This window comes from Mycobacterium sp. SMC-2, assembly GCF_025263485.1.
Taxonomy (GTDB): domain Bacteria; phylum Actinomycetota; class Actinomycetes; order Mycobacteriales; family Mycobacteriaceae; genus Mycobacterium.
In genome coordinates this window covers 3,385,176-3,409,312 of sequence record NZ_CP079863.1, presented here as the reverse complement: position 1 = coordinate 3,409,312, position 24,137 = coordinate 3,385,176, and the positions used below count along the sequence as shown (strand labels likewise).

At 69.7% G+C, this 24,137-nt stretch carries 14 protein-coding genes and 2 pseudogenes (1 of these 16 only partly in view); 10 read left to right on the top strand and 6 right to left on the bottom strand.

Features of this window, described 5'->3' with window-relative positions:
• Nucleotides 1-24: 24 nt before the first annotated feature.
• On the top strand, nt 25-1,149 hold the full coding sequence (locus KXD96_RS15900; RefSeq protein ID WP_260737183.1) for an FAD-dependent oxidoreductase: 1,125 nt from the start codon (nt 25-27) through the stop codon (nt 1,147-1,149).
• 2 nt (nt 1,150-1,151) lie between these two features.
• Here the strand turns inward: KXD96_RS15900 and KXD96_RS15895 are convergent, their stop codons facing one another.
• On the bottom strand, nt 1,152-2,609 hold the full coding sequence (locus tag KXD96_RS15895) for a multicopper oxidase family protein (protein WP_260737182.1): 1,458 nt from the start codon (nt 2,607-2,609) through the stop codon (nt 1,152-1,154).
• Between the two features lies 1 nt (nt 2,610).
• Nucleotides 2,611-3,351: an ArsR family transcriptional regulator gene (locus KXD96_RS15890; protein ID WP_260737179.1), complete on the bottom strand. Its 741-nt coding sequence runs from the start codon at nt 3,349-3,351 to the stop codon at nt 2,611-2,613.
• A 65-nt stretch (nt 3,352-3,416) separates the two neighbouring features.
• On the opposite strand from KXD96_RS15890, the pseudogene KXD96_RS15885 reads away from it, so the two are divergent.
• From KXD96_RS15885 to KXD96_RS15850, 8 genes and pseudogenes are all read left to right on the top strand, one after another.
• Nucleotides 3,417-3,581 (top strand): annotated as a pseudogene (locus KXD96_RS15885) (amino acid permease); the annotation flags it as partial.
• Nucleotides 3,582-3,689: 108 nt separating this feature from the next.
• A complete protein-coding gene (locus KXD96_RS15880) occupies nt 3,690-4,016 on the top strand; it encodes a helix-turn-helix transcriptional regulator (protein ID WP_260737176.1) in 327 nt (108 codons plus the stop codon).
• Nucleotides 4,013-5,519 (top strand): annotated as a pseudogene (arsB, locus tag KXD96_RS15875) (ACR3 family arsenite efflux transporter). The gene KXD96_RS15880 and the pseudogene arsB overlap by 4 nt, the downstream one beginning before the upstream one ends.
• Before the next feature lie 26 nt (nt 5,520-5,545).
• Nucleotides 5,546-5,965 carry an ArsI/CadI family heavy metal resistance metalloenzyme gene (locus KXD96_RS15870; RefSeq protein ID WP_260737168.1) on the top strand — a complete coding sequence of 140 codons (420 nt, stop codon included), beginning with the start codon at nt 5,546-5,548 and terminating at the stop codon, nt 5,963-5,965.
• 58 nt (nt 5,966-6,023) lie between these two features.
• The gene (locus KXD96_RS15865; protein WP_260737159.1) at nt 6,024-6,521 is read left to right on the top strand and encodes a flavin reductase family protein; all 498 of its coding nucleotides are present in this window, start codon (nt 6,024-6,026) and stop codon (nt 6,519-6,521) included.
• 2 nt (nt 6,522-6,523) lie between these two features.
• Nucleotides 6,524-7,204, top strand: a complete 681-nt coding sequence (locus KXD96_RS15860; RefSeq protein WP_260737157.1) for a pyrimidine reductase family protein — start codon at nt 6,524-6,526, stop codon at nt 7,202-7,204.
• Between the two features lie 144 nt (nt 7,205-7,348).
• The gene (locus KXD96_RS15855) at nt 7,349-7,690 is read left to right on the top strand and encodes a hypothetical protein (RefSeq protein WP_260737154.1); all 342 of its coding nucleotides are present in this window, start codon (nt 7,349-7,351) and stop codon (nt 7,688-7,690) included.
• A gap of 100 nt (nt 7,691-7,790) precedes the next feature.
• Nucleotides 7,791-9,578 carry a serine/threonine protein kinase PknE gene (locus tag KXD96_RS15850; protein ID WP_260737153.1) on the top strand — a complete coding sequence of 596 codons (1,788 nt, stop codon included), beginning with the start codon at nt 7,791-7,793 and terminating at the stop codon, nt 9,576-9,578.
• A gap of 154 nt (nt 9,579-9,732) precedes the next feature.
• On the opposite strand, the gene KXD96_RS15845 is transcribed toward KXD96_RS15850, so the two are convergent.
• From KXD96_RS15845 to KXD96_RS15835, 3 genes are read right to left on the bottom strand one after another with little or no spacing between them, the layout of a single operon-like run.
• Complete coding sequence (locus KXD96_RS15845) at nt 9,733-11,217, bottom strand: MFS transporter (RefSeq protein WP_260737151.1); 1,485 nt, start codon at nt 11,215-11,217, stop codon at nt 9,733-9,735.
• A 55-nt stretch (nt 11,218-11,272) separates the two neighbouring features.
• Nucleotides 11,273-13,069: an N-acetylglutaminylglutamine synthetase gene (gene ngg, locus KXD96_RS15840; RefSeq protein WP_260737149.1), complete on the bottom strand. Its 1,797-nt coding sequence runs from the start codon at nt 13,067-13,069 to the stop codon at nt 11,273-11,275.
• Complete coding sequence (locus tag KXD96_RS15835; RefSeq protein ID WP_260737148.1) at nt 13,066-14,871, bottom strand: N-acetylglutaminylglutamine amidotransferase; 1,806 nt, start codon at nt 14,869-14,871, stop codon at nt 13,066-13,068. The genes ngg and KXD96_RS15835 overlap by 4 nt, the downstream gene beginning before the upstream one ends.
• A 439-nt stretch (nt 14,872-15,310) precedes the next feature.
• Between KXD96_RS15835 and KXD96_RS15830 the strand changes: the two genes are divergently transcribed.
• Complete coding sequence (locus tag KXD96_RS15830; RefSeq protein WP_260737144.1) at nt 15,311-15,640, top strand: DUF732 domain-containing protein; 330 nt, start codon at nt 15,311-15,313, stop codon at nt 15,638-15,640.
• On the opposite strand, the gene KXD96_RS15825 is transcribed toward KXD96_RS15830, so the two are convergent.
• Nucleotides 15,637-24,137, bottom strand: partial view of a non-ribosomal peptide synthase/polyketide synthase gene (locus tag KXD96_RS15825; RefSeq protein WP_260745403.1) — the final stretch only. Its footprint extends 22,618 nt past the window's final position; only the last 8,501 of its 31,119 coding nucleotides appear in the window; the start codon falls outside the window, past its right edge; it ends in the stop codon at nt 15,637-15,639. The two genes, KXD96_RS15830 and KXD96_RS15825, sit on opposite strands and share 4 nt — an antisense overlap.

Sequence of the window (24,137 nt, the reverse complement as noted above, 5' to 3'; positions counted from 1 at the left end):
CTTCATGCCAGGCAGGATAGCGACATGTATCGCAAGCGGGTCGTCATTGCCGGGCTCGGGGATGCGGGCGTGTTGGCCGCGATCCGGCTGTCGGGGCACGCCGACGTCGTCGGCATTTCCGTCAAGTCGGCGCTGGTCAGCGGTCAGGAACTCGGTGTCCGGCTCGCCCGCCCGCACGACTGGGCACGCGACTACTGGATTCCGTTCGATCGGTTCCGGCGCCTGGACCGGGTGCGCACGGTGCAGGCCCGGCTCACCGGCGTGGACTTGGCCGCCCGCGCCGTCCTGGGCAACCGGGCCGACGGCGCGACACTCGCCGAAAAGTTCGACGCGCTGATCATCGCGACCGGGGTCAGCAACGGCTTCTGGCGCCGGCCGACGCTGCAATCGGCCGCGGAGGTCGGCGCCGAGCTGCGCGCCGCGCACGACCGGCTCGCCGAGGCCGATTCGGTCATCGTCGTGGGCGGCGGCGCGGCGGCGGTCAGCAGCGCGCTCAATTTGGCCACCACCTGGCCGGACAAGCGGATCGACCTGTACTTCCCCGGACAGTCCGCCCTGGGCGGGCACCACCCCCGCATCTGGAGCCGGATTCACCGACGACTCACCGGCCTGGGCGTGGGAATCCACCCGGGCCACCGCGCGGTGCTGCCCGACGGCTTCGCGGGCGAGGAGATCACCGGCGAACCGGTGCGCTGGAGCACCGGACAAGCCCCCGCCGCCGCCGACGCCGTGCTGTGGGCGATCGGGCGGGTGCGACCCAACACCGATTGGCTGCCGCCGGAGCTGCTCGACGAGCGCGGGTTCGTGCGTGTGACGCCGGAGCTGCGGGTGCCCGGATACCGCGGCGTCTTCGCGGTCGGTGACGTCGCGGCGACCGATCCCCTGCGCAGCTCGGCCCGCAACCGCGGGGATGCGCTGGTGGCCCGCAACGTTCGGGCCGAGCTGAGCGGCGGGCGGCTGCGGGCCTACCGGGCACCGACGCGGCGGTGGGGTTCGTTGGGGGGTATACAGCCCGACGGGCTGGAGGTGTTTCTGCCCAGCGGCCACGCGTTCCGGTTCCCGTCGTGGTCGGTCGAGCGGGTGGTGATGCCGTGGATCGTGCGCTGGGGCATGTATCGCGGAGTGCGGCAGAACAATCCGCTTGGATAGGATCAGCCGCTGTTGAGCAACAGCATGAGCCCGTAGTCCATGTGGATCTGCTGATGGCAATGCAATAGCGACAGGCCGGGCTGGTCGGCGACGAAGTCGACGTCCATGCTCTGGTAGCCGCCCAGCATCGCGACGTCCTTGCGCACGCCTGCCGTTGGCGTGCCGGCGAATTGGGTGATTTCGAACGTGTGCCGGTGCAGGTGCATCGGGTGCAGGTCGTCGCTGGCATTGCGGAAGCGCAGCCGGTAGCGCTTGCCCCGCTGCACATCGAACACGGGCCGATTGGCGTCCATCGAAAAGGGCGTGCCGTTGATCGTCCAGAGGTTGAAGCCGTTGTCGGCGGCATTGTGCTTCTCGATCAGCATCTCGATGGTGTGCTCGGGCGGCGGAGCCAGCGCGGGGTTGGGCGGCGCGAACACCCGGTAGTCCCACGTAAACGGCGGCGGCTCCGCCCATTGCGGATCTCCACCGCGCCCGGCGTATTCCACGACCACCCCCATGCCGCGGGCGCGGTCGTCATCGGACAGGTCGCCCAGCACCCATACCCCTGGGTTGGTCATGGTGACCACTGCCGAAATGCGTTCGCCCGCACCGAGCCACAGCACGGGCACGGTGGCCGGATTCGGCACCGGGTTGCCATCCAGCGCTATCACGTTGAAGGTATGGCCGGGCATGGCCAGGCTGCGCGTCTCGGTGGCGCTGCCGTTGAGGACGTGCAGCAGCACCCGCTGGCCGGTCTGGACGCGAATGGGATCGCCGTGGCCGAGCATGCGGCCGTTGACGGCGAACGCCCCGTAACCGACCTCGAAGCCCCGCGGGTCCCCACGATCAAGCGAGGCCTTCATCGATGACTCGCCCCTCGCCTTGAGGTCGGGGTCCTCCTCGCCGGCCAAGAAGTCACTGGCCATGTCGCCGCCGCGGCTGAACGTGGGTTCGAATTCCTTGAGCGTCAAAAAGATTTCTTGGTCGTAGGCGCCGGGGTTCTGTTTGGGTTCGATGTAGACGGGGCCGACCAGTCCGCTGTATTGGCCACGGGACAGGTCGGAGCGCGGCACCACATGGGTGTGGTAGAAGCGGAAACCCGCCGGGCCGGGGACGAAGGAGATCCGCCGCATGCCGTGCGCGGGGATGTAGGGCGTGCCCTCCTCGGCGGAGCCGTCGACGTCGATGCCCACGTGCTGACCGTGCCAGTGCAGCTGCTCGGGGGAAGCGGTGTCGTTGAAGACATCCACCGATGTCCGCTGGCCCTCTTTGAATCGCAGCAGCGGGCCGGGGAATTGGCCGTTGTACGTCAGGGTCGATACCGTGTGGCCCGGCGCCAATTCGACTGCACCGGTGCCGATCCGCAGCGTGTAGTCGGCCTTGCCGCCGGGTGGCGCGGGCCGTGCGCACGCGCCCCCGCTTGCTGCGAGCGCGGCCAGGCCACCCCATTTGAAGAAGTCACGACGATCGAGCGACACGTCATCGCCTCCGCGGATACGCTTCGAGGGCGGGCAACAGGAAGTCGATGCGGTTGTCCAATTCGCTTGCCACCCGGTCGAATTCCCGATAGCCGGCGCCGGTGGCCGACGGGTCGGGCAGGCTCCAGTGCATCGTCGTGGCCAGGCCGTGGGCGCGCGCATACTCGCGGACCCTGTCGCACAGGGTGATCACGCAATCGAAGCGGCGCCGGGCCACCGCGGTCAACGGCTGGGGCCGTTGCCCGCCCAGGTCGATGCCGTATCTGTCGCACATGATGCGTATCGCGTCGGGGTGCAGATGCGGTTTGGGATGACTGCCCGCGCTCGCGGCGCGAATGCGGCCCTGGCTCCGCCTCCGAAGCAGCGCCTCGGCCATGGGAGAGCGCGCGCTGTTGCCGGAGCACAGGAACAGCACCGAGCGCGTCGCGGGCTTGGCGACCGGCGTCGGTGCGAGTGCCGGATGCAGGGCCGCGGCGGCCTCGCGGAACGCCTCGGCGCACCCCGTCAGGTTCAGGCGGTAGTAGGTGTCGCGGCCGTCGAAAGTGCTGCGCCGCGCGTCGACGAGCCCGGCCGAGCGCAGCCGCCGCAAGTGATAGGAAACCAGGTTCTGCGGCTCGCCGACGGCGGCAGCCAACTCCCGCACCCGGTGGTCGCTGCCCGCCAGTTCGGTCAGCAGCGCCCAGCGCACCGGATGCGACGCCATCTGCATCAGCGACGGAACCGTCGTCTTGCTTGCCACCATTTTCGGCGAGAATACATCAAACTCGTTTGATAGGTTGTCCACTGCGTGCGCGGTGAGGAGACGCAGTGGCCGACAGCAACACCGGCGAGCTTCGCCGAAGCCTGGGCTTGTTCGATGCGGTGACGATCGGGCTGGGCTCGATGATCGGCGCCGGGATCTTCGCCGCGCTTGGTCCGGCGGCGCGTGCGGCGGGCTCGGGCCTGCTGCTGGGCCTGGCGGTCGCCGCGGTGGGCCGGCGCCTTGTCACTGGACGCCCGGCTCAACCGCTCGGCCAGGTAGCCCCCACCCGCAGCGACACCGAACTTGCCATCTGATTCGATGAGTGTATATATAGAAGGATGTCGAATCAGCAGTCCACATGTTGCCCGCCGCTCGGGGCGGCAGCCATGGATGAGGCACAGGCCGCCGACCTGGCGGCGATGTTCAAGGCGCTGGGCGACCCGGTGCGCCTGAGGTTGTTGAGCCTGATCGCCAGCCACCCCGGCGGTGAGGCCTGCGTCTGCGAGATCTCGGCGACCTTCGATCTCTCCCAGCCCACGATCTCCCATCACCTCAAGCTGTTGCGCTCGGCAGGGCTGTTGGACTGCGAGCGCCGGGGCACCTGGGTGTACTACTGGGTGGTTCCGGCCGCGCTGCAGCAACTTTCGTCGGTCCTGCGCCCATGAGCAGCACCCAGGCGCCGACATCCACCGCAGCCGCGGCGGTGACCCGACTTCCCACCCTCGACCGGTTCCTGCCGGTCTGGATCGGCGCCGCGATGGCCGCCGGCCTGCTGCTGGGACGAATCGTTTCGGGGCTCGGATCGGCGCTGAGTGCCGTTGCCGTTCAAGGGATTTCGCTGCCGATCGCGGTTGGCCTGTTGGTGATGATGTATCCGGTGCTGGCCAAGGTCCGCTACGACCGGCTCGACGAAGTCACCGCCGACCGCAAGCTGCTCGCATCGTCCTTGTTGCTCAATTGGGTGGTCGGTCCCGCGGTGATGTTCACGTTGGCCTGGTCGCTGCTGGCGGACCTGCCGGAGTACCGCACCGGCCTGATCATCGTCGGGCTGGCGCGCTGCATCGCCATGGTGATCATCTGGAACGACCTGGCCTGCGGGGACCGCGAGGCCGCGGCCGTCCTGGTCGCGCTGAATTCGCTGTTCCAGGTGGTCATGTTCGCCGCGCTGGGCTGGTTCTACCTCTCGGTGCTACCGGGGTGGTTGGGCCTGGCCCAAACCGGCATCCATGTCTCCCCATGGCAGATCGCCAAGGCGGTGCTGATCTTCCTCGGCATCCCCCTGCTGGCCGGATACCTGTCCCGCCGGCTGGGCGAACGGGTCCGGGGGCGCGACTGGTACGAGACGCGGTTCCTCCCCCGCGTCGGGCCATGGGCCCTCTACGGGTTGTTGTTCACCATCGTGATTCTCTTCGCCCTGCAGGGCCATCAGATCACCTCTCGGCCATTGGACGTGGCCCGCATCGCGATCCCGCTGCTGGCCTACTTCGCGATCATGTGGGCCGGCGGGTATGCCCTCGGAGTCCTCATGCGGCTCGGCTACGCGCGCACCACCACCCTCGCGTTCACCGCCGCCGGCAACAACTTCGAACTGGCCATCGCGGTGGCCATCGCGACCTACGGCGTCACGTCCGGGCAAGCCCTCGCGGGCGTCGTCGGCCCACTGATCGAGGTGCCCGTGCTGGTCGGGCTGGTCTACGTGTCGCTTGCCCTGCGGACCCGGCTGTTCCGGGCCGACTCCACCGGAGGGGCCGCCGATGACCGCTAAGCCCAGCGTCCTGTTCGTCTGCGTGCACAACGCCGGACGCTCGCAGATGGCCGCCGCCCTGCTGAGCCGGATGGCCGAAGGCCGCATCGAAGTCCGTTCCGCCGGAACGCAACCCGCCGATGAGGTCAACCCCGTCGCCATTGACGCCATGGCCGAGCTGGGCATCGACATCACCGCGGCCAACCCGAAAATCCTCACCGGTGAAGACGTCCAGACCAGCGACGTCGTGATCACCATGGGCTGCGGCGACACCTGTCCGTACTTTCCCGGAGTGTCCTACCGCGACTGGAAAGTGCCCGACCCCGCCGGCCAACCGCTGACCGCGGTGCGCGCCATCCGCGACGACATCGCCCAGCACGTCGAGGCGTTGATCGCCGAACTCCTCCCCACCACAACCCCATAGTCGCACCGAAAAGAAAGGACACCCCCATGTCTCGTGTGCAACTCGCCCTCAATGTCGACGACCTCGGCGAGGCGATCGCCTTCTACTCCAAGCTGTTCAATGCCGAGCCGGCGAAGGTCAAGCCCGGTTACGCCAACTTCGCGATCGCCGAACCCCCGCTCAAACTGGTGCTGCTCGAGAACCCCGGTCACGGCGGCAGCCTGAATCACCTCGGCGTGGAAGTCGCCTCGAGTGACACCGTGCACGCCGAAATCGGCCGTCTCACCGAACGAGGGCTGGTCACCGACGAGGAGCTCAACACCACCTGCTGTTACGCCAGCCAGGACAAGGTGTGGGTCACCGGCCCCGGCGGCGAACGCTGGGAGGTCTACACCGTCATCGCGGACTCCGACACCTTCGGACCCAGCACCGACGAAGCCGTAGCGAGCTGCTCTTGTAACGGGTAGACGCGCCAGCGTCGGGGCGATGCGGTTCCCGCGCGGGCCGAACGGGGAGACTGGGCGGATGGCCGATCCCGGAGAAAACGCGTTCGAAGAGCTCGTGGCGCTGCTGAACTACCCGATGTACGTCGTGACGACCTGGGCCGACGGCGTCGCCGCGGGCTGCGTGGTCGGGTTCACCAGCCAGACCAGCATCCACCCGCCCCGATTCCTGGTCGGCCTGTCCCGGAAGAACCACACCTTCCGGGTGGCCAGCAAGGCGACACATCTGGCGGTGCACCTGTTCGACCGCGATCACCTGGACATCGTGGAGCTGTTCGGAAGCCAGACCGGCGACACGATCAACAAGTTCGACCGGTGCTCGTGGCACAGCGGCCCGGCGCAGATGCCCATCCTCGACGACGCGGCCGCGTGGTTCGTCGGGGAGATTCTCGAGCGTTTCTCGCTGGGCGATCACGTAGGGCATCTGCTCGCGCCGGTGGACGGCCACCCACCGCGGGAACTGGAAAGCTGGGTGTCCTTCAGCGACGTCCGGCATCTGGAACCCGGCCACGAGGCGTAACAGTGGTCCCCCGGGTGGGCACCGTCGCCGGCGTCACCGAACTCGCATCGTTCTACGCCGATCCCCCGCAGGGGGTGCGGGTCAACATGATCTTCAGCGCCGATGGCGCCGCCGCGTTCGGCGGCCGGGCCGGTCCGCTGTCCTGCCCCACCGATCAACAGCTGCTGAAGATCCTGCGCGGCTTCGCCGACGTCGTCCTAGTCGGCGCCGGCACCGCGCGCGCCGAAAACTACGGGCCGGTGCGGCTCACCCGTCCGGGACCGACGCCGCCGATCGCGGTGATCAGCCGCAGCGGCCGACTGCCCTCCAGGCTGTTCGGCGACCCCGACCGGCCGCCGATCGTGGTGACGTGCGCCCAAGCGGCGGCGGCGCGCGACGACCGCGGCGACGGGCGGCAGGTCCTGGTGGCCGGCGACGACTCCGTGGACGTGGCGCGCGGCGTCGCGCTGCTGCGCGCACAAGGCATGCACCGCATCCTGTGCGAGGGCGGCCCGACCGTGCTCGACGAGCTGGTGGAGGCCGACGCCGTCGCTGAGATCTGCGTGACGTTGGCCCCCAAACTCGCCGCGAGCCAGCCGGTGGGCCACCGCCCCACTGCGTCGCCACTGGCCGCACCGGTGACGATGCGCCTCGAGCACGCGCTGGTGTGCGACGACTACCTGTTCTTGAGATATCGCCGCTGATTCCGCTCGACATGCAGCCCGGCAAGCCGCTTCCTATGATGGAAATGCCCCGGTGCACATCCGTATCGAATCGCCTGCGCGGCATGGTTTTCAGTTCCTCGCCGTCCACTTTCTCGAGCCACACAGAGGAGGACCATCGGCCAGGTGAGCAGCTCAAACGACGACCATGACTACCGCAATCTGGCGGTGAACCGGCTGCGGCCCAGCGAACTTCAATGGGCACTGAACCACGACGCCGTGCACGGGATCGCGTACGCCTTCAAGAATCCCGTCGCCGTCGCCGAATCCATCGACGATCCGGACGACGACAGAATGACCTATCTCATCCGCGTCAAGCGCGACGACCTGGCCAACGCGCTCGGCAAGATCAACCACTGGATCACCGAAAACCCCGGCCCCGCCGGGATGCAGGCCTTCGGATTCGTCCGGGCGCTGTCCCGCGAAGGGCTGACCGAACGACGCGGCGGCGACGACGAACTCCGTTAGTCCGGGTCACCGAATTAGCCGCTTTCGCTATTCGCCGTGCCCAGCGGCCCGTGAAACCTTAGCCTTATGCCTGCGCACGGTCGGTGACTGAGGAGTCGGGATGGGTGACACCACCGCGGATTCGCGGGAGGGTTCGCAGTTCGGACCGTATCGGCTGCGACGGCTGATCGGTCGCGGCGGCATGGGTGACGTCTATGAGGCCGAGGACACGGTCCGGGAACGCACCGTGGCGCTGAAGCTGATGTCGCAGACGCTGTCCAACGACCCGGTCTTCCGATCCCGCATGCAGCGCGAGGCCCGCACCGCGGGCCGGCTGCAGGAACCGCACGTCGTGCCGATTCATGACTTCGGCGAGATCGACGGCCAGCTCTATGTCGACATGCGCCTGATCGACGGCAAAGACCTGGCCACCATGCTGAGCCGATACGGGCCGCTGTCCCCGCCCCGGGCCGTGGCCATCGTGCGCCAGATCGGCTCGGCGCTCGACGCCGCCCACGCCGCCGGGGTCCTGCATCGCGACGTCAAGCCGGAGAACATCCTGGTCAGTGGCGACGATTTCGCCTACCTTGTCGACTTCGGGATCGCCAGCGCCACCGCCGACGAAAAGCTGACGCAGATCGGCACCACCGTGGGCACCGTCAAGTACATGGCGCCCGAGCGGTTCAGCGACACCGAGGTCACCCATCGGGCCGATATCTACGCCCTGGCCTGCGTCTTGTACGAGTGCCTGGTCGGATCCCCGCCGTATACCGGCGACCAGATCAGCGTGATGGGCGCCCACCTGCACCAGGCGATCCCGAAGCCCAGCGCCGCCCGGCCCGGCATCCCGGTCGCCTTCGACGGGGTGATCGCCCGCGGCATGGCCAAGGATCCCGCGGACCGCTACGCCACCTGCGGCGACCTGTCGGCGGCCGCCTACGCGGCGCTGGCCGAATCCGACCAGGACCGGGCCACCGACATCCTGCAGCGCAGCCAGGTGGCGCAGCTGCCGGCCGCTTTCGCCGGCCAGCAGGCCGCCGGAATCGCGCAGGCCGCCCCCGCGCACGCCCCGTCGTCCGGCCCGATGTGGGCGGCGCCGCCTCCCGGGGTTCCGGTGCCCCAGCCGACGGGATGGGCCGGCGCGCCCGCCTGGGCGCCCAGCACCGCCGGGCCCGTCGGCGCACAGCCGTGGGGTCAACCGCCCCGGCCGAGCAGGAAGCCCTGGATATGGGTGGGCGTCGCCGCCACCGCCCTGGTGGCCATCGTGGGCGTCGCCCTCGCCGTCGTCCGGCCATGGGAGTCCTCGGCTCCGGCGCCGCCGACCAAGCCGCCGCCACCGGCCGACGCCGTCGCTCTCCGGGTCCTCGACGACGGCGTGTTCGTGGGCAGCTCGGCGGCGTCGACGACGATCGACATCTTCAACGAACCCATCTGCCCGCCCTGCGGCAGTTTCATCCGGTCGAACGCGGGCGACATCGACGCCGCCGTGAACAACAAGAAGCTCGCGGTGCGCTATCACCTGCTGGACTTTCTCGACGAGAAGTCGCACAGCAAGAACTACTCGACCCGGGCGGTGGCGGCGTCGTACTGCGTCGCGGCCCAAAACGACGCGAAGCTGTACATCGACTTCTATTCAGGCTTGTTCGCCAGCAACTTCCAGCCGGCGGAGGACGCCGCGGAGGACCGCACCGACGGCGAACTGGCCCAACTGGCCAAAACCGTCGGCGCGGACGCCAACGTCATGACGTGCATCAAGTCCGGGGACGACGTCGGCATGGGCAAGGCGAAATCCGCGAACGGGTACGCGACGCTGTCCGGGCTCAACGCCAATGCCACGCCGTTCGTCTGGGACGGCACAGCATCCGTGAACTATCAGGACCCCACCTGGCTGACCAAGCTCATCGGGTAGCCGGCCGATGCGCAACGACATCCGGGCGAGTGACAGCGACCGCACCGGCATCTGCGAGGCCCTCGACGCGGCGCTCGGTGGCTCATCGCGGTGGCCGCGGACGGCACGGTCGCGCAGATCTCCCCCCGGCCCGCTGACCGCGGTGCCGGCCGAGTCAAGCGGTCTCGGCGTCGCGGTGCTCGTCGTGTTCGGCCGCGTCGACGGTCAATGGCAAGGCGAGCTCTTCGAGCGGGCGTCGTTCGGCCGCGACCCCGAGCCACAATTCGACCAGGCCCGCGATCGCCATGACAGTGGCGCCGGTGAGGAACGACCACATTACCTGTGAGCGTTCGCCGGAATTGATCAGCTGCCCGAACAGCAGCGGGCCGGTGATGCCGCCGATCGCGGTTCCCATCGCGTAGAAGAACGCGATCGCCAGCGCCCTGGTCTCCATCGGGAAGATTTCGCTGACCGTCAGGTAGGCCGCGCTGGCGCCGGCCGAGGCCAGGAAGAACGCGACCGCGAGGACCGCGATGAAGGCCCAGACGCCGCCGGTCTGGGTCACGAACAGGACCGCGAGGACGACGGCCACGGCGGCGGAACCGAGGTAGGTGGCGGTGATCATCGGCTTGCGGCCGATGCTGTCGAACAGATGGCCGAGCAGCAGCGGCCCGACGAAATTGCTCAGCGCCCACAGGATGAAGAACAGCGGCACCGTCCCCGACGGCACCCCGTAGAAACCGCTCAAGAGCGTGCCCAGGTTGAACGTCACGCCGTTGTAGAGGAACGCCTGCCCGGTGAACAGCGCCAGCCCCAGGATCGCGCGCCGCGGATAGAGCTTGAACGCCACCCTGGCGATTTCGCGGAACGAAATCGTTTCGCGCTGGCGGATTTTGAGCTTGCGCCCGTGTGGTTCGGGCAGCGGCCGGCCGGTTTCCTGCCGCACCGATTCCTCGATCTCCCCGACGACCCGCTCGGCCTCCTCGTCGCGGCCGTGGATGAACAACCACCGCGGGCTCTCCGGCACGTTGCGGCGAACGACGAGCACGAAGATGCCGAAGATGGCGCCGACGCCGAAGGCGAGCCGCCAGCCCAGGTTGGGCGCGAAGTGCGACGTGTCGAGCAGGACGAGCGCGCCGGCCGCACCGGCGGCCGAACCCAGCCAGTACGTCCCGTTGATGATCAGGTCGACGCGGCCGCGCAGGCGGGCGGGGATCAACTCGTCGATGGCCGAATTGATCGCGGCATATTCGCCGCCGATGCCGGCGCCGGTGAAAAACCGCGTGACGAAGAAATACCAAGGCGCGAAAGCGAATGCGGTCGCGACCGTCGCGGTCAGGTAAACCACCAGGGTCAGCATGAACAGGTTGCGCCGCCCGAAGCGGTCGGTCAGGTGACCGAAGAACAGCGCGCCCAGGCACGCCCCGGCGATGTAGAACGCGGCCGCCAGGCCGATCTGCGCCGCGTTCAGGTCGATGCCGCTGCCCTTCTCCGTGAGGCGAGCGGACACGTTACCCACCATCGTGACCTCGAGCCCGTCCAGGATCCACACCCCACCGAGGCCGATGACGACGCGCCAGTGGAATCGCGACCAGGGCAGCCTGTCCAGCCGCGCCGGCACATGGGTCGTGATGGTTCCGGTTTGCACGCTTCCGCTCATCTGTCTCCTATCTGAAGTGATCAGAGAACTACCCAAGCGAAGCGCATGGCAAGCCTCAACCACGGTCGGCGCGCGACTCCTCGGGGGTCCAGGCCGTCGGCTGGCCCGGATGGCCGGGGAACAGGAAGTCGATGAACGCCGCGGCCGTGGGCTGCGGCTCGTGGTTGGCCAGCCCCGGCCGTTCGTTGGCTTCGATGAAGGCGTACTCGGCGCCGGTGACGTCGGGCACCAGCAGGTCGATGCCCGTCACCGGGATTCCGATCGCCTCGGCCGCCGTCACCGCGACCCGGCACAGTTCCGGGTTCACCACGGCGGTGACGTCGTGAATGGTGCCGCCCTGGTGCAGGTTGGCGGTGCGGCGCACGCGCAGGCGGGTTCCCTGGGGCAGCACGTCGTCCAGCGTCCAGCCCGCCTCGGCGACCGTCGCCTCGGTGAGGTCGTCGAGCGGGATGCGCGACTCGCCACCGGTGGCCGCGGAGCGCCGCCGGCTCTCGGCCGCGATGAGGTCCCGGATGTTGTGCTCGCCCGTGCCGATGATCTCGGGGGGCATCCGCAGGGCGGCGGCAACCACCCGGCCGTCGATCACCACCAACCGAAGGTCGTCGCCTTGCACCCGCTGCTCGATCAGCACATCCGGGTATTGCTGACGCGCGCGGGCCAGGGCGGCGGTGAGCTCTTCGGGACCGTTCTCGGCGGTCACGCCGACGGTGATGCCCTTCCCCTGTTCACCTCGGGTCGGTTTGACGACCACCTCCCCGACCTCGGTCAAAAAGTTGTAGTCGCCGTCGTCGAAGGTGGCCAGGCGGGCGCGCGGCACCGTGATCCCCGCCTCCGAGACCAGGCGGCGCGTCAGCCGCTTGTCGTCGCAGCGACACATGGCGACCGCCGAGGTGTATTCGGATAGCGATTCACGGGTGACGACGCTGCGGCCGCCGTGGGTCAGGCGCATCTCTCCGGTCTCGGCATCGAGCACCTCCACCCAGATCCCGCGCCGCAGCGCCTCGTCGGCGATGATCCGCGCGTAGGGGTTGAGGTCGTCGATCGTCTCGGGCGGCGGGCTGAACAGCGGCTCGTTGATCGCGTTCTTGCGCTTGATCGCAAGCACCGGGACGCGGACGAAACCCAGCTTCTCGTACAGGCCGATGGCGGCGGCGTTATCGTGCGCGACGGAGAGGTCCATGTAGGCGCGGCCCGCGTTGCGGAAGCGTTCGGCCAGCGCCCGGGTGAGGGCCGCACCGATCCCGGGGAGTCCGGCCGCCGGGTCGACGGCCAGGGTCCACAGGCTCGAGCCCTGCTCCGGGTCGTCGAACAACAGCTCGTGATCGACGCCGGTGACGGTGCCCACCACGGCGCCGTCGGCGTCCCGCACCGCCAGCAGGTAGGTCACCGCCGGCACTTTGAGGTGGTTGTTCCAGATGACGTCGACACCGGCGGGCACCATGCCGCAACGCACGTAGACGCGGTTCATGGCGTCGGCGTCGACGGGGTCGTTCAGCGTGCGCACCGTCACCCCGAGCGGCGGGGGCGACAGCTCTTCCGCCGTCGACGATTCGGTGAAGCGCAGGCGATAGGTGTGGCTGGGGTCGATGAAAAGCTCGGTCGGCGCCTCGGCGACGACCACATGGGATTCGCGCGCGTAGATGCAGATGTCGCGGCGCCCGGGCCCCTCCCGGCGCAGCGCCTCGACCAGCTCGTGGGCGTCGGCGAAGGTCTGGCCGAAAATCAGCCGGCCCCAACCTAATTCGAGCTCGACATCCTTGGCCATCGCCTCCACCAGCTCCGGCGGCGAGGCGTCGTGCAGGCCCATCGTGATCGCCTCGGTGTGGTCGCCGGGGGGATCGGTCACGGTCACGCCACCGAACCCGTGATGCCGTGCCGCTGCAGCCAGAGTTCGAGCAGGGCGATCTGCCAGAGTTCGTTGCCGCGCAACGGGGTCAGCTTGCTGTTGGGATCGGCCAGCAGGGCGTCGACGGCCTCCGCGCGGAACAGGCCGCGCTCCTTGGCGACCGGCGCATAAAGCGCGTCGCGCACCATGTCGAGGTACGGCCCCTCCAGGTGGGTCAGCGCCGGAACCGGGAAATACCCCTTGGGCCGGTCGATGACCTCCGACGGAATCACCCGCCGCGCAGCCTGCTTGAGGACGCCCTTGCCTTCGTGGGCGATCTTCAGCTCCGGGGGACAGGTCGCCGCCAGCTCGACGAGCTCGTGATCGAGGAACGGCACCCGGCCCTCCAGTCCCCAGGCCATGGTCATGTTGTCGACCCGCTTCACCGGGTCGTCGACCAGCATCACGGTGGTGTCGAGCCGCAGCGCACGATCGACGCCCGTCTCGGCACCGGCGCGCGCGAAGTGCTCGGTGACGAAGCGCTCACTGGGATCGCCCCGGGCCATGAAGCCCGGCCCGAGCAGGCCCGCCAGCTCCGCCGAGTCGCGGTCGAAGAAGGCGCCGCGGTATTCGGCGACCGAGCCCTGCAGCGACGCGGCGGCGGGCGAGCCCATCGGCGGGTACCAGTGATAGCCGGCGAACACCTCGTCGGCGCCCTGGCCGGACTGCACCACCTTGACGTGGCGCGCCACTTCCTGGCTGAGCAGGTAGAAGGCGACGCAGTCGTGGCTGACCATCGGCTCGCTCATCGCGCCGATCGCGCCGTCCAGGGCGGGCAGCATCCGGTCGGTTCCGATGCGGATCTGGTGGTGGTCGGTCTCGAAGCGCTCGGCGATGATGTCCGACCACCGGAACTCGTCGCCCTCGACGCCGCCAGCGGACTCGAAGCCGATGGAGAAGGTCATCAGGCCGTGTTGGCCGGCCTCGGCGAGCAGGCCGACGATCAGGCTGGAGTCGACGCCGCCGGACAATAGGCAGCCGACCGGGACGTCGGCGACCAGGCGGCGCTTGACCGCGACGCGAAGCGCGTCGAGCACCGCCTCTTCCCAATCGGTTTCCGACCAGCCGGCGCGGTCGCCGTGGCGGGTGAAGTCCGGGGTCCAATACGTGGTGATGGTGCGCCGGCCGTCTGGCTCGATGGCGATCAGCGAGGCGGGCGGCACCTTACGGACACCGCGCAGGATGGTCAGCGGCGCCGGGACCACCGAATGGAACGTCATGTAGTGGTGCAGCGCGACTGGGTCGATGCCGGTGTCCACGCCGCCGCCGGCCAGCAACGCCGGCAGGGCCGAGGCGAATCGGATCCGGTGACCGTCCTCGGTCAGGTAGAGCGGCTTGATCCCGAGCCGGTCGCGCCCCAGCAGCACCCGGCCGCTGTCGCGTTCGGCAATGGCGAAGGCGAACATGCCGTGCAGGTGGCTGACGAAGTCGTCGCCCCAGTGGTGATAGGCCTTGAGCAGGACCTCGGTGTCACTGTGCGAGAAGAACCGGTAGCCGTGGCCGGTGAGTTCGCTGCGCAGCTCCTTGTAGTTGTAGATGCAGCCGTTGAAGGCGATGGCCAGACCCAGCTCGGGGTCGACCATCGGCTGGGCGCCCGCCTCGCTCAGGTCGATGATCTTGAGCCGGCGATGACCGAGCGCGACGCGACCCTGTGACCAGGCGCCGGAGGCGTCGGGACCCCTTCGGGTCATCACGGCGGCCATTGCGGACACCGCCGCCACGTCGGGGACCCGCCCGTCGAGTCGTACCTCCCCGGTGACTCCGCACACTCCTTGGACCATACCGAAGGCGGTTGTGGCGCGCCCGTACGGCCACCGTGAAATGGATCGGCGCGCCCGCCCGTGGTCGCTGGAGCATGTGTTCGGCTCCCACCGGCCGGCGGTCCGAAGCCGATTTCGCGTGCGGCGTTCCCCCGACTGTTAAATCTCGGTTGCGCTCTGCTCTCGCGCGGGGTCCGGTTCGGGGCGGCGTCGCGCCCGCAGCGTGCCGTTCGCCGCGGCCGGTCGTATGGTATGGAATTGGTTGCGGTGCAACGCCTTTCAATGCCAGAGCTGGCAACGGCCGTCCGGCGACGCCGGCGCATGGACCGCCGACTCGTGTGAGGTGGCGCGGTTGCGGCGGCGAGAAAGATCCCTCGATTGTGGTTAGTGTTCAGCCACTGTTAGCACGGAAAGTCCAGTCGCGACATTGAGAAAGGCCCGGACGCGAATGAATGCGCATCTTGGGAAGCGGTCGACGATCGGTGCGGTCGCGCTGGCCGGCGCCGCATTGCTTTTCGCCGCACCGGCGTGGGCCGATCAGCACGATGACGCGTTCATCGCCGAGATACAACGAAGCGGAATCGTCTTCACCGACCGCGGCGCCGCGATCGCCGCGGGACACAACATATGCGCCGGCCTCGATTCGGGTAAGACGCCAACGTCTCTGGTGCTCAACGTCGTACGGGCCACCGACCTGTCGGCACACCAGGCCGGCTACCTCCTCGGCGCTTCCGTGGCGTCCTACTGCCCCCGGCACAAAGCCGCCGTCGGTAGCTAGTCCGTCGTCCGGTGCGCTTCCCCGGGAGCTTCGCCCTCCCGCGACGCCGCGGCATGCCGGCCCCCGTGGGCCAGCTCCAGCCGACGTTCGGCATCGACCAGCAGATCCCTGAGCCGTTGTCCGTACAGGCCCACGGAATCGTTGCTCAGCATGTCGTCGTGCGCACAGTCCACCGAGTGGGTGAGGATCTCGCCGGCAACATGTGGCCGCCAGGACCGCGACAGGAATGCACTGCGATCATCACCGTCGCGTGTGGCGGCGAAGATGGTGATGTCCCCGTCGAAAACGCCCGGCCGGTGCGCCCGGTAGCGCTCGATGTTCTTGCGGACGTTGTCGGCAAGCAGATCGAACAGCTGCTGGGATCGCGAGGCCTCTGCCGTTGCCCGTTGCTCGCCCAGGGCGTCGTCGGGCAGGGCGGCACCGTCCTCGATGGCCGGTTGGGCGTCGAGCAGGATCAGGCGGGCGACGACGCGTCCGCGTCGCTGGAGTTCAACTGCCAGTTGGTGGGCGACGACCCCGCCGAACGACCAGCCGACGAGGTTATAGGGCCCGGACGGGTAAACCTCCTGCAGCCTGTCGGCGTGGATTTCCGCCATCTCCTCGATTGACCGAGGTTCGCTTTCGCCGTCCCGCCGGATCTGTTGAATCCCGACGATTGGCCGGTCCAGGTAGGCGCCGAGAACCTGATACGGCCAACTCACGCCGCCCGCCGGGTGGATGCAGAACACCGGAACGCCGGCGCCGTGCTTCAGGGTCTGAATCGGGACGACGTCCGGGTTGGACCCCGTGTCCGTGCCCAGTTGCCGGCTCAGCGTGCTCACCGTCGGCGCGTCGAACATGGTGCGCACCCCGAGGTCGACGGAAAGGGCGGTGTTGACCGTGGCGATCAACCGCATCGCGGAAATGCTGTCACCCCCGAGGTCGAAGAAGGAGTCATCGACGCCGACCCGCTCGACACCGAGCACCTGGGCGAAGATGCCGGCCAGGATCTCTTCGGTCGCGTTGGACGGGGCCCGGTATCCGCGGCCGGTGTACTCCGGCGCCGGCAGCGCGCGGGTGTCCAGTTTGCCGTTGGGTGTCAGTGGCATTGCGTCGATCGCCAGCACTGCCGCGGGAACCATGTAGACCGGCAGGCGTCCGGCCAGCGCGGTGCGCGCCTCGGCCGGGTCGGCCGTGCCGGTGATGTAGCCGACCAACCGTTTCTCGCCGGGGCGGTCCTCCCGGGCGATCACCACCGCCTGGTCGACGCCGTCCAATCGGGCCAGCGCGGCCCGCACCTCGCCCAGTTCGATGCGGTAGCCGCGGATCTTGACCTGCTCGTCGGCGCGGCCCACATACACCAGTTGGCCGTCGGCGTCCCAGAGCACCAGATCGCCGGTCCGGTACATGCGTGTCCCGGGCTCGCCGAAGGGGCAGGCCACAAACCTCGACCCGGTCAACCCCGCGCGCCCGACGTAGCCCGCGGCCACCCCGGTGCCGGCCACGTACAGCTCGCCGACCACCCCGGGCGGGACCGGTCGCAGCCAGGCGTCGAGCACGAACAACGCCGCGCCCGGCACCGGCGAGCCGATCGGCGGTGCCCCCGAGCCCGCCGCGAGTGGGGCGCTGATCGCCACACACATCGTGGTCTCGGTCGGGCCGTAGGCGTTGACCATCACCCGCCCGGGCGCCCAGCGATCGACGACCTCGGCGGGGCAGGCCTCGCCGGCCATCACCAGCGACACCGATTCCAGGCCCGCCGGATCCAGCATCGCCACGGCCGACGGGGTCTGGGTCAAGACGCTGACGCCTTCGTCGACGAGCAACGCGTGGAAGTCCTCCGGTGAGCGCACCACCGACTCGGGCACCACCACCACACGCCCGCCGCGCAGCAGCGGGCCGAAGATCTCCCACACCGACACGTCGAAGGCGTACGAATGGCACTGCGTCCACACGCCCGGGGTCGGCAGGCCGGCGTCCAGCGAGCCGATCAGCCGGGTCACGTTCTGGTGGGTGACCGCGACACCCTTGGGCACGCCGGTGGTCCCCGAGGTGTAGATGAGGTAGGCGATGTCCTCCGCCGCGGGCGCCGGCAACCCGGTGGCGGGCTGGGCGTCGATCCGCGGGTCCTCGATATCGATGACCCGCACGTCGCGCTCGTCCAGCCGCGACCGCAATCCACCGGTGGTGACGGCGGCGATCGGTGCGGCGTCGGTGATCATGAATTTGATCCGCGTGCCCGGGGCGGCCGGGTCGATCGGCAGGTACGCCGCCCCGGTCTTGAGCACGGCCAGGATCGCCACGATCGCTTGCGCCGAGCGCGAGAACAGCAGCGCCACAGACTGTCCCGGGCCCGCGCCCTCGGCGGCCAGCAGGTGCGCCAACCGGTTCGCCGCCTCGTCGAGCTCGCGGTAGGTCATGGACAGCTCGTCCCAGCCGAGCGCAGGCGCGTCCGGTCGGTGTGCGACCTGCGCGGCGAACGACTCGGGGATCGACACGGGCGTGGGCGCCGGCCGCGCGAGCGCCGCCCGGTTGCCGAGTTCGTCCAGGCGGGCACGCTCCGGCCCGTCCAGCAGGTCGACCGTGGAGAGTCGCCGCGAGGGGTCTGTCGTCATCGCCACCAGCACCCGCTCCAACCGCTCGGTCAGCGCCTCGATGGTGTGCGCGTCGAACACGCCCGCGTCGTATTCCACCCGCAGGCCGAGCTGGTCGCCGGACGGGGCGGCCTGCATCGTCAGCGGGTAGTGGTTGCGTTCGAAGACGCTGAAGCCGGTGATGGCCAGCTCGTGGTTGACCGCCATAGCGGACGTTTCCATCGGATAGTTCTCGTACGCGAACAGGGTGTCGAACAGCTTCTCGTGACCGGTCATCCGGTGGATCTCGGTGAGCGACACGTGCTCGTGCTCGAGGGTGTCGTTGTGGGCGCGTTGCAGCTGGTCCAGCAGGTCCGCGGTGCTGGTGTCCGGGGTGATGCGGGCGCGCACCGGGATCGTGTTGATCATCAGCCCGACCATGGACTCGGCGCCGACCACCTCGGCCGAGCGGCTGGACACCGTGGTGCCGAACGCGACGTCGTAGTTGCCCGTCAGCCAGGTCAGCAGCTGCGCCCACGCGGCCTGCAGCACGGTGCTGAGCGTGGTTTGGCGGGACCGGGCCAGCTCGCCGAGCGCCCGGGTGATCTCGGCCGACACCGCGAACGTCGTGAGGCCGCGGGCGCCCAGCTCGGCCTGGTGCGGCGGCCCGACCAGCGTCGGCGTGTCGAAGCCGGCGAGGACTTCGCCCCACGCCGCCCGCGCGGCGACGAGGTCGCGATCGGCCAGCCAGGCGACGAATCGGCGGTAGGGCGGGGCCGGGGCCAGCCGCTGCCCGTTGAGGCCGGCGAACGTCTCGTTCACCAGGATCGGCACCGACCAGCCGTCCAGCACGATGTGGTGAATGGTAAGCACCAGCCGGTGCCGGTTCTCCGCGGTGCGGATCATGGCCACCCGGAAGGCCGGCTGGTCGGCCGGGTCGTAGACCGCGGCGCGTTCGGCGGCGCACAGTTCCCGGACGCGCTCGTCGCGGTCGGCGCCATCGGTGCCGTCGAGCTCGACGTACCGCCATGCGGGCACCGGGTTGGCGGGAATGACCTGCACCGGCTCGTCGAACTGGTTCCAGAAGCGGGCGGCCAGGTGTGGGTGCCGGTCCACCACGGTTTGCACCGCGTCGCGGAGCCGGTCCCGGTCGAGCGGACCGGTGACGTCGATGTCCAGCTGCACCACGTACAGGTCATCATCGCCGGCGCGCGTGGTGGTGGCGTGGAAGAGCAGGCCCTGCTGCAGGGGGGTCAACGGCAGCACGTCGGCGATCCGGTTTTGCCGCTCGAGTTCGTCGATCTGCTGCTGGGTCAGGCGGGCGGGCGCGATGTCCGACGGGGTCAGCCCGCCGCCACCGGATCGCACGTGGGCGCAGATGCCGGCCAGCGCCTCGAACCAGAGCCGGCTCAGCCGGGTTACCTGCTCGCGGTTCAGGGCCGAGTGCGCCCACGTCCAGTTGGCGTGCAGCTGCGGGCCGGCCTCGGTGTCGGCGGTGCCCGCGTTGAGGTCCACGGTGTGCATCAGCGGCATGGGCATCGCGGTGCTGGCCCCGGTGATCGCCGAGCCGTCGCGGGAGATTCGCCACAGCTCGTCCGACATCTCGGCCCCCGCGCCGCCCAGCCGGCCCAGGTAGTTGAAGCCGATCGGCGGGTCGGAGCCGTCCAGGTGGACGTCGGCGTTCAGGTAGCGCAGCAACCCGTAGGTCAGGGGTTCCGGCAGGGCCCGCAGTTGCTCCTTGGCGTGTTTGAGCACGGCCCCCAACGCCGGATCACCGGAAACTATGCGCTCCCAAGACAATTCGCCCGTCGACAGGGAGACCGGGTATTTGGTGGTGAACCAGCCGACCGTGCGCGACAGGTCCACTCCGGCGGCGATCTCCTCGTGCCGGCCGTGGCCCTCGACGTCGATGCCGACGGGTGCGCCGCTGAGGCCCAGGAACTCCGCCCACGCCAGCGCGTACCCGATCAGCAGGATGTCGTTGATCCCGGCGTGGAAGGCGGCCGGCGCCTCACCGAGCAGCGTGCGGGTGGTCTCCACGTCGAGCTGAACCGACAGGTGCTCGGCGGTCTCGTAGGTGTCCGCCTCCGAGCGCACTGCGGGCAACGCGGGCGGGGTTGCCGCGATCCGCTGCCAGGCGCCGGCCTGCTCGACCACCACCGGGTCGTGCGCGTGTTCGCCCAGCAGGGCGGCCCAGCGGGCGAACGACGTCCCACCCGGTGGCAACTCCACCGGTTGTCCACCGCGGTGCTGGGCCCAAGCAATGTTCAAGTCCTCCAACAGGATTCGCCAGGACACCCCGTCGACGGCCAGGTGGTGGATGATGAGCACCAGCTGGCGGGTGGAGGCCGCCCACAGCGCGCTCAGCATCACCCCGCCGGTCGGGTTGAGCCGGGATCGGGCTTGGACCACCGCCGCATCGGACAGCACGTTCACGGTGTGCAGGCAGTCGGCAGCGTCCACCGCCCCCGCCTCCGGCACAGTCAACGACCAGTCGCCGTCGACCCGTAGCCGCAGCATGGCGTGCCGGTCCAGCAGGGCCTGCAACACCGCCACCACCTCCGCCTCGGTGACCCCGGCGGGTGCCTCCACGACCATCGTCTGGTTGAACTGGTCGATCGGGCCGTCCACGCCCTGCAGCCAACGCATGATCGGGGTCGCGGGCAGCTGCCCGGTGCCCTCGTCGGTCACGTCGGCGTCGCCGTCGGCCACCCCGACCACGCGGGCCAGCCGGGCCACCGTCTGCTCGACGAAGATGTCGCGCGTCCTGCACGTCAGGCCGACGGCCCGCGCCCTCGTCACCACCTGCATGGACGAGATGCTGTCGCCGCCGAGGTCGAAGAAGGAGTCGTCGACGCCGACGCGCTCGACACCGAGCACCTGGGCGTAGATGCCGGCCAGCGTCTCCTCGGTCGCGTTCGACGGGGCGCGGTAGCGGTCGGCGTCGGAGTATTCGGGCGCCGGCAGGGCGCGGGTGTCGAGCTTGCCGTTGGGTGTCAGCGGCAGCGCGTCGAGCGTCACGACGGCCACCGGGACCATGTACGCGGGGAGCCGATCGGCCAGCCGGGCGCGCAGCTCGGCGGGGTCCGCCGACCCGGTGACGTAGCCGACCAGCCGCTTGTCCCCGGGCCGGTCCTCGCGGGCCACCACGGCCGCCTGCCGCACCCCGGGCAGCTCGGCCAGGGCCGCCTGGATTTCGCCGAGCTCGATGCGATACCCGCGGATCTTGACCTGCTCATCGACGCGGCCCAGGTACTGCAGCTGCCCATCAGCGCCCCAGCGGACCAGGTCCCCGGTGCGATACATGCGCGCCCCGGGCCCGCCGAACGGGCAGGCGACAAACCGCGACGCCGTCAGCGCCGCCCGGCGCCAGTACCCGCGCGCCAGCCCGGCACCGGCCACATACAGCTCGCCGACCACACCGGGCGGCACCGGCCGCAGGGACTCGTCCAGCACGAACAACGCCGCCCCGGCCACCGGCGCGCCGATCGGAACGACGGCCGCCCCGGGCGTGAGCGGCGCGCTGATCGCCGCGTACACCGTGGCCTCGGTGGGTCCGTAGGCGTTGAGCATCACGCGCCCGGGCGCCCACCGGTCCACCAGCTCCGTCGGGCAGGCCTCACCGGCCACTACCAGCGCCGCCGACTCCAGCCCCTCGGGCGCCAACATCGCTGCCGCAGAAGGGGTTTGGCTCAGCACGCTGACCCGCTCGGCGACCAGCAGCGCGTGCAGGTCCTCCGGCGACCGGACCACGGCGTCGGGGACGACCACGAGCCGTCCTCCGCACAGCAGCGCGCCGAAGATCTCCCACACCGAGACGTCGAAGCCGTAGGAATGCCACTGCGACCAGACCCCGGCGTCGGGCAGGCTGGCGGCCACGGACGCCGTCAGCCGGGTCACGCTGCGGTGGCTGACCGCAACGCCCTTGGGCACACCGGTGGTCCCGGAGGTGTAGATGAGGTAGGCGATGTCCTCCGCGCTCGGCGCCGGCAGCGCGGTGGCGGGCTGGGCGTCGACGGCAGGGTCGTCGACGTCGATGACCGCCACGTCGTGCTCGTCCAGCCGGGCGGCAAGATTGGCGGTGGTGAGCGCCGCCACCGGCGCGGCGTCGGCGAGCATGAAGCCGATGCGGGCCGCCGGATGCGCCGGGTCGATGGGCAGATAGGCGGCCCCGGTCTTGAGCACGGCCAGGATCGACACGATCGCCTCGGCCGATCGGTTGAACAGCAGCGCCACGGTTTGTCCGGGGCCGGCGCCGCGGCCGGCCAGCAGGTGGGCCAACCGGTTGGCGACCTCGTCGAGCTCGCGATACGTCCACGACCAGCTTCCCGAGCTGAGCGCCGGCGCGTCCGGCGTGCGCGCGACCTGGGCGGCAAAGGATTCGGGGATCGACAGCGGCGCGGTCTCGGGTTCCGTCAGCGCCGCCCGGTGGCCGATCTTGTCCAGGCGCGCGTGTTCGGCCGCGTCGAGCAGGTCGACCGACGACACGGAGCTGGCAGGATCGGTGGTCATCGTCGCCAGCACCCGCTGCAGCCGTCCGACCAGCGTCTCGACGCTGGTCGCGTCGAACACGTCGGTGCGGAACTCGACCCGCCCGCCGAGCCCGACGGGCTCGTTGCCCTCGGTCCAGCGCTCGGCCAGCGAGAACGTCAGGTCCATGCGGGCGACCTGGGTGTCCAGCGGTATCGAGCTGAGCTCAACGTCGCCGAGGGTCAGACCGGCCGCGGGGTCGCTGTCCTGCCCGCCGAAGTTCTGCCACGCCAGCATCACCTGGATCAGCGGGTGATGGGTCAGGCTGCGGGTCGGGTTGACCCGGTCCACCAGCACCTCGAAGGGCACGTCCTGATGCTCGAAGGCCTCCAGGCTGCGCGTGCGCACACGGTCCAGCAGCTCGGCGAAGGTGGGGTCGCCGGACACGTCGACCCGCAGCACCAGGGTGTTGACGAAGAACCCGACCAAGTCGTCGAGCGCGGGGTCGCGACGTCCGGCGATCGGGAAGCCCACCGCCACATCGCTGCTCGCGCTGATCTTGGACAGCAACACCGCCAAGGCGGCCTGCACCACCATGAAGCTGCTCGCATTGTGTTCGCGGGCCACCGCGGCGACCTGCTTCTGCAAGTCGGCCGGCCAGTCGATTTCCACCGTGGCGCCGCGCTGGTCGGCGACCTGCGGGTAGGGCCGGTCGGTGGGCAGCTGCAACCGCTCCGGCATGCCGGCCAGGGCCTCTTCCCAGTAGGCCAGCTGCGCGGCGATGCGACTGTCGCTGTCCTTCAGGTCGCCGAACTGCGCCCGCTGCCAGAGCGTGTAATCCACGTACTGGACCGGCAATTCGGGCCACTCGGGGGCCTCGCCCGCGCAGCGGCTGGCGTACGCGGCGCCGAGATCGGCGGCCAATGGCCGCAGCGACCAGCCATCGGCCGCGATGTGGTGCACGACGGCCACCAGCACGTGTTCGTCGTCGGCCACGCGGAACAGCCAGGCGCGCAACGGGATATCGGTCGCCAAGTCGAAGGTGTCGCGGGCCGCCGCCTTGACGGCCTCGTCCAGCCGGCTCGCCGACCAGCCGGTGGCGTCGACGACCTGCCAGCCGAAATCGGTTCGCTCGACGGGGATGACCACCTGCTGCGGTGTTCCGTCGGGCGCCGCGAACACGGTGCGCAAGCTTTCGTGGCGCGACACCACGTCGGCCAGCGCCGCACCGAGCGCCTGCGCGTCGAGCCGGCCACGCAGCCGCATGGCGGCGGCCATGTTGTAAACCGGTGAGGGGCCTTGCAATTGGTCCAGGAACCACAACCGACTCTGCGCGAACGACAGCGGGACCACCGCGGGCCGCGGGCCGGCCACCAGCGGCTCGAGCCGACCCGTACCCTCACCGATCCGGGGCGCCAGCTGGGCGATGGTGGGCGCCTCGAAGATGGCGCGCACCGTCAGGTTCTCGTCCAGGT

Excerpts from the sequence above, each read along its gene's own strand:
- KXD96_RS15900 (WP_260737183.1), top strand. The coding sequence starts at position 25 with ATGTATCGCAAGCGGGTCGTCATTGCCGGGCTCGGGGATGCGGGCGTG.
- KXD96_RS15890 (WP_260737179.1), bottom strand. The coding sequence starts at position 3,351 with ATGGTGGCAAGCAAGACGACGGTTCCGTCGCTGATGCAGATGGCGTCG.
- KXD96_RS15880 (WP_260737176.1), top strand. The coding sequence starts at position 3,690 with ATGTCGAATCAGCAGTCCACATGTTGCCCGCCGCTCGGGGCGGCAGCC.
- KXD96_RS15870 (WP_260737168.1), top strand. The coding sequence starts at position 5,546 with ATGTCTCGTGTGCAACTCGCCCTCAATGTCGACGACCTCGGCGAGGCG.
- KXD96_RS15865 (WP_260737159.1), top strand. The coding sequence starts at position 6,024 with ATGGCCGATCCCGGAGAAAACGCGTTCGAAGAGCTCGTGGCGCTGCTG.
- KXD96_RS15850 (WP_260737153.1), top strand. The coding sequence starts at position 7,791 with ATGGGTGACACCACCGCGGATTCGCGGGAGGGTTCGCAGTTCGGACCG.
- KXD96_RS15845 (WP_260737151.1), bottom strand. The coding sequence starts at position 11,217 with ATGAGCGGAAGCGTGCAAACCGGAACCATCACGACCCATGTGCCGGCG.
- KXD96_RS15830 (WP_260737144.1), top strand. The coding sequence starts at position 15,311 with ATGAATGCGCATCTTGGGAAGCGGTCGACGATCGGTGCGGTCGCGCTG.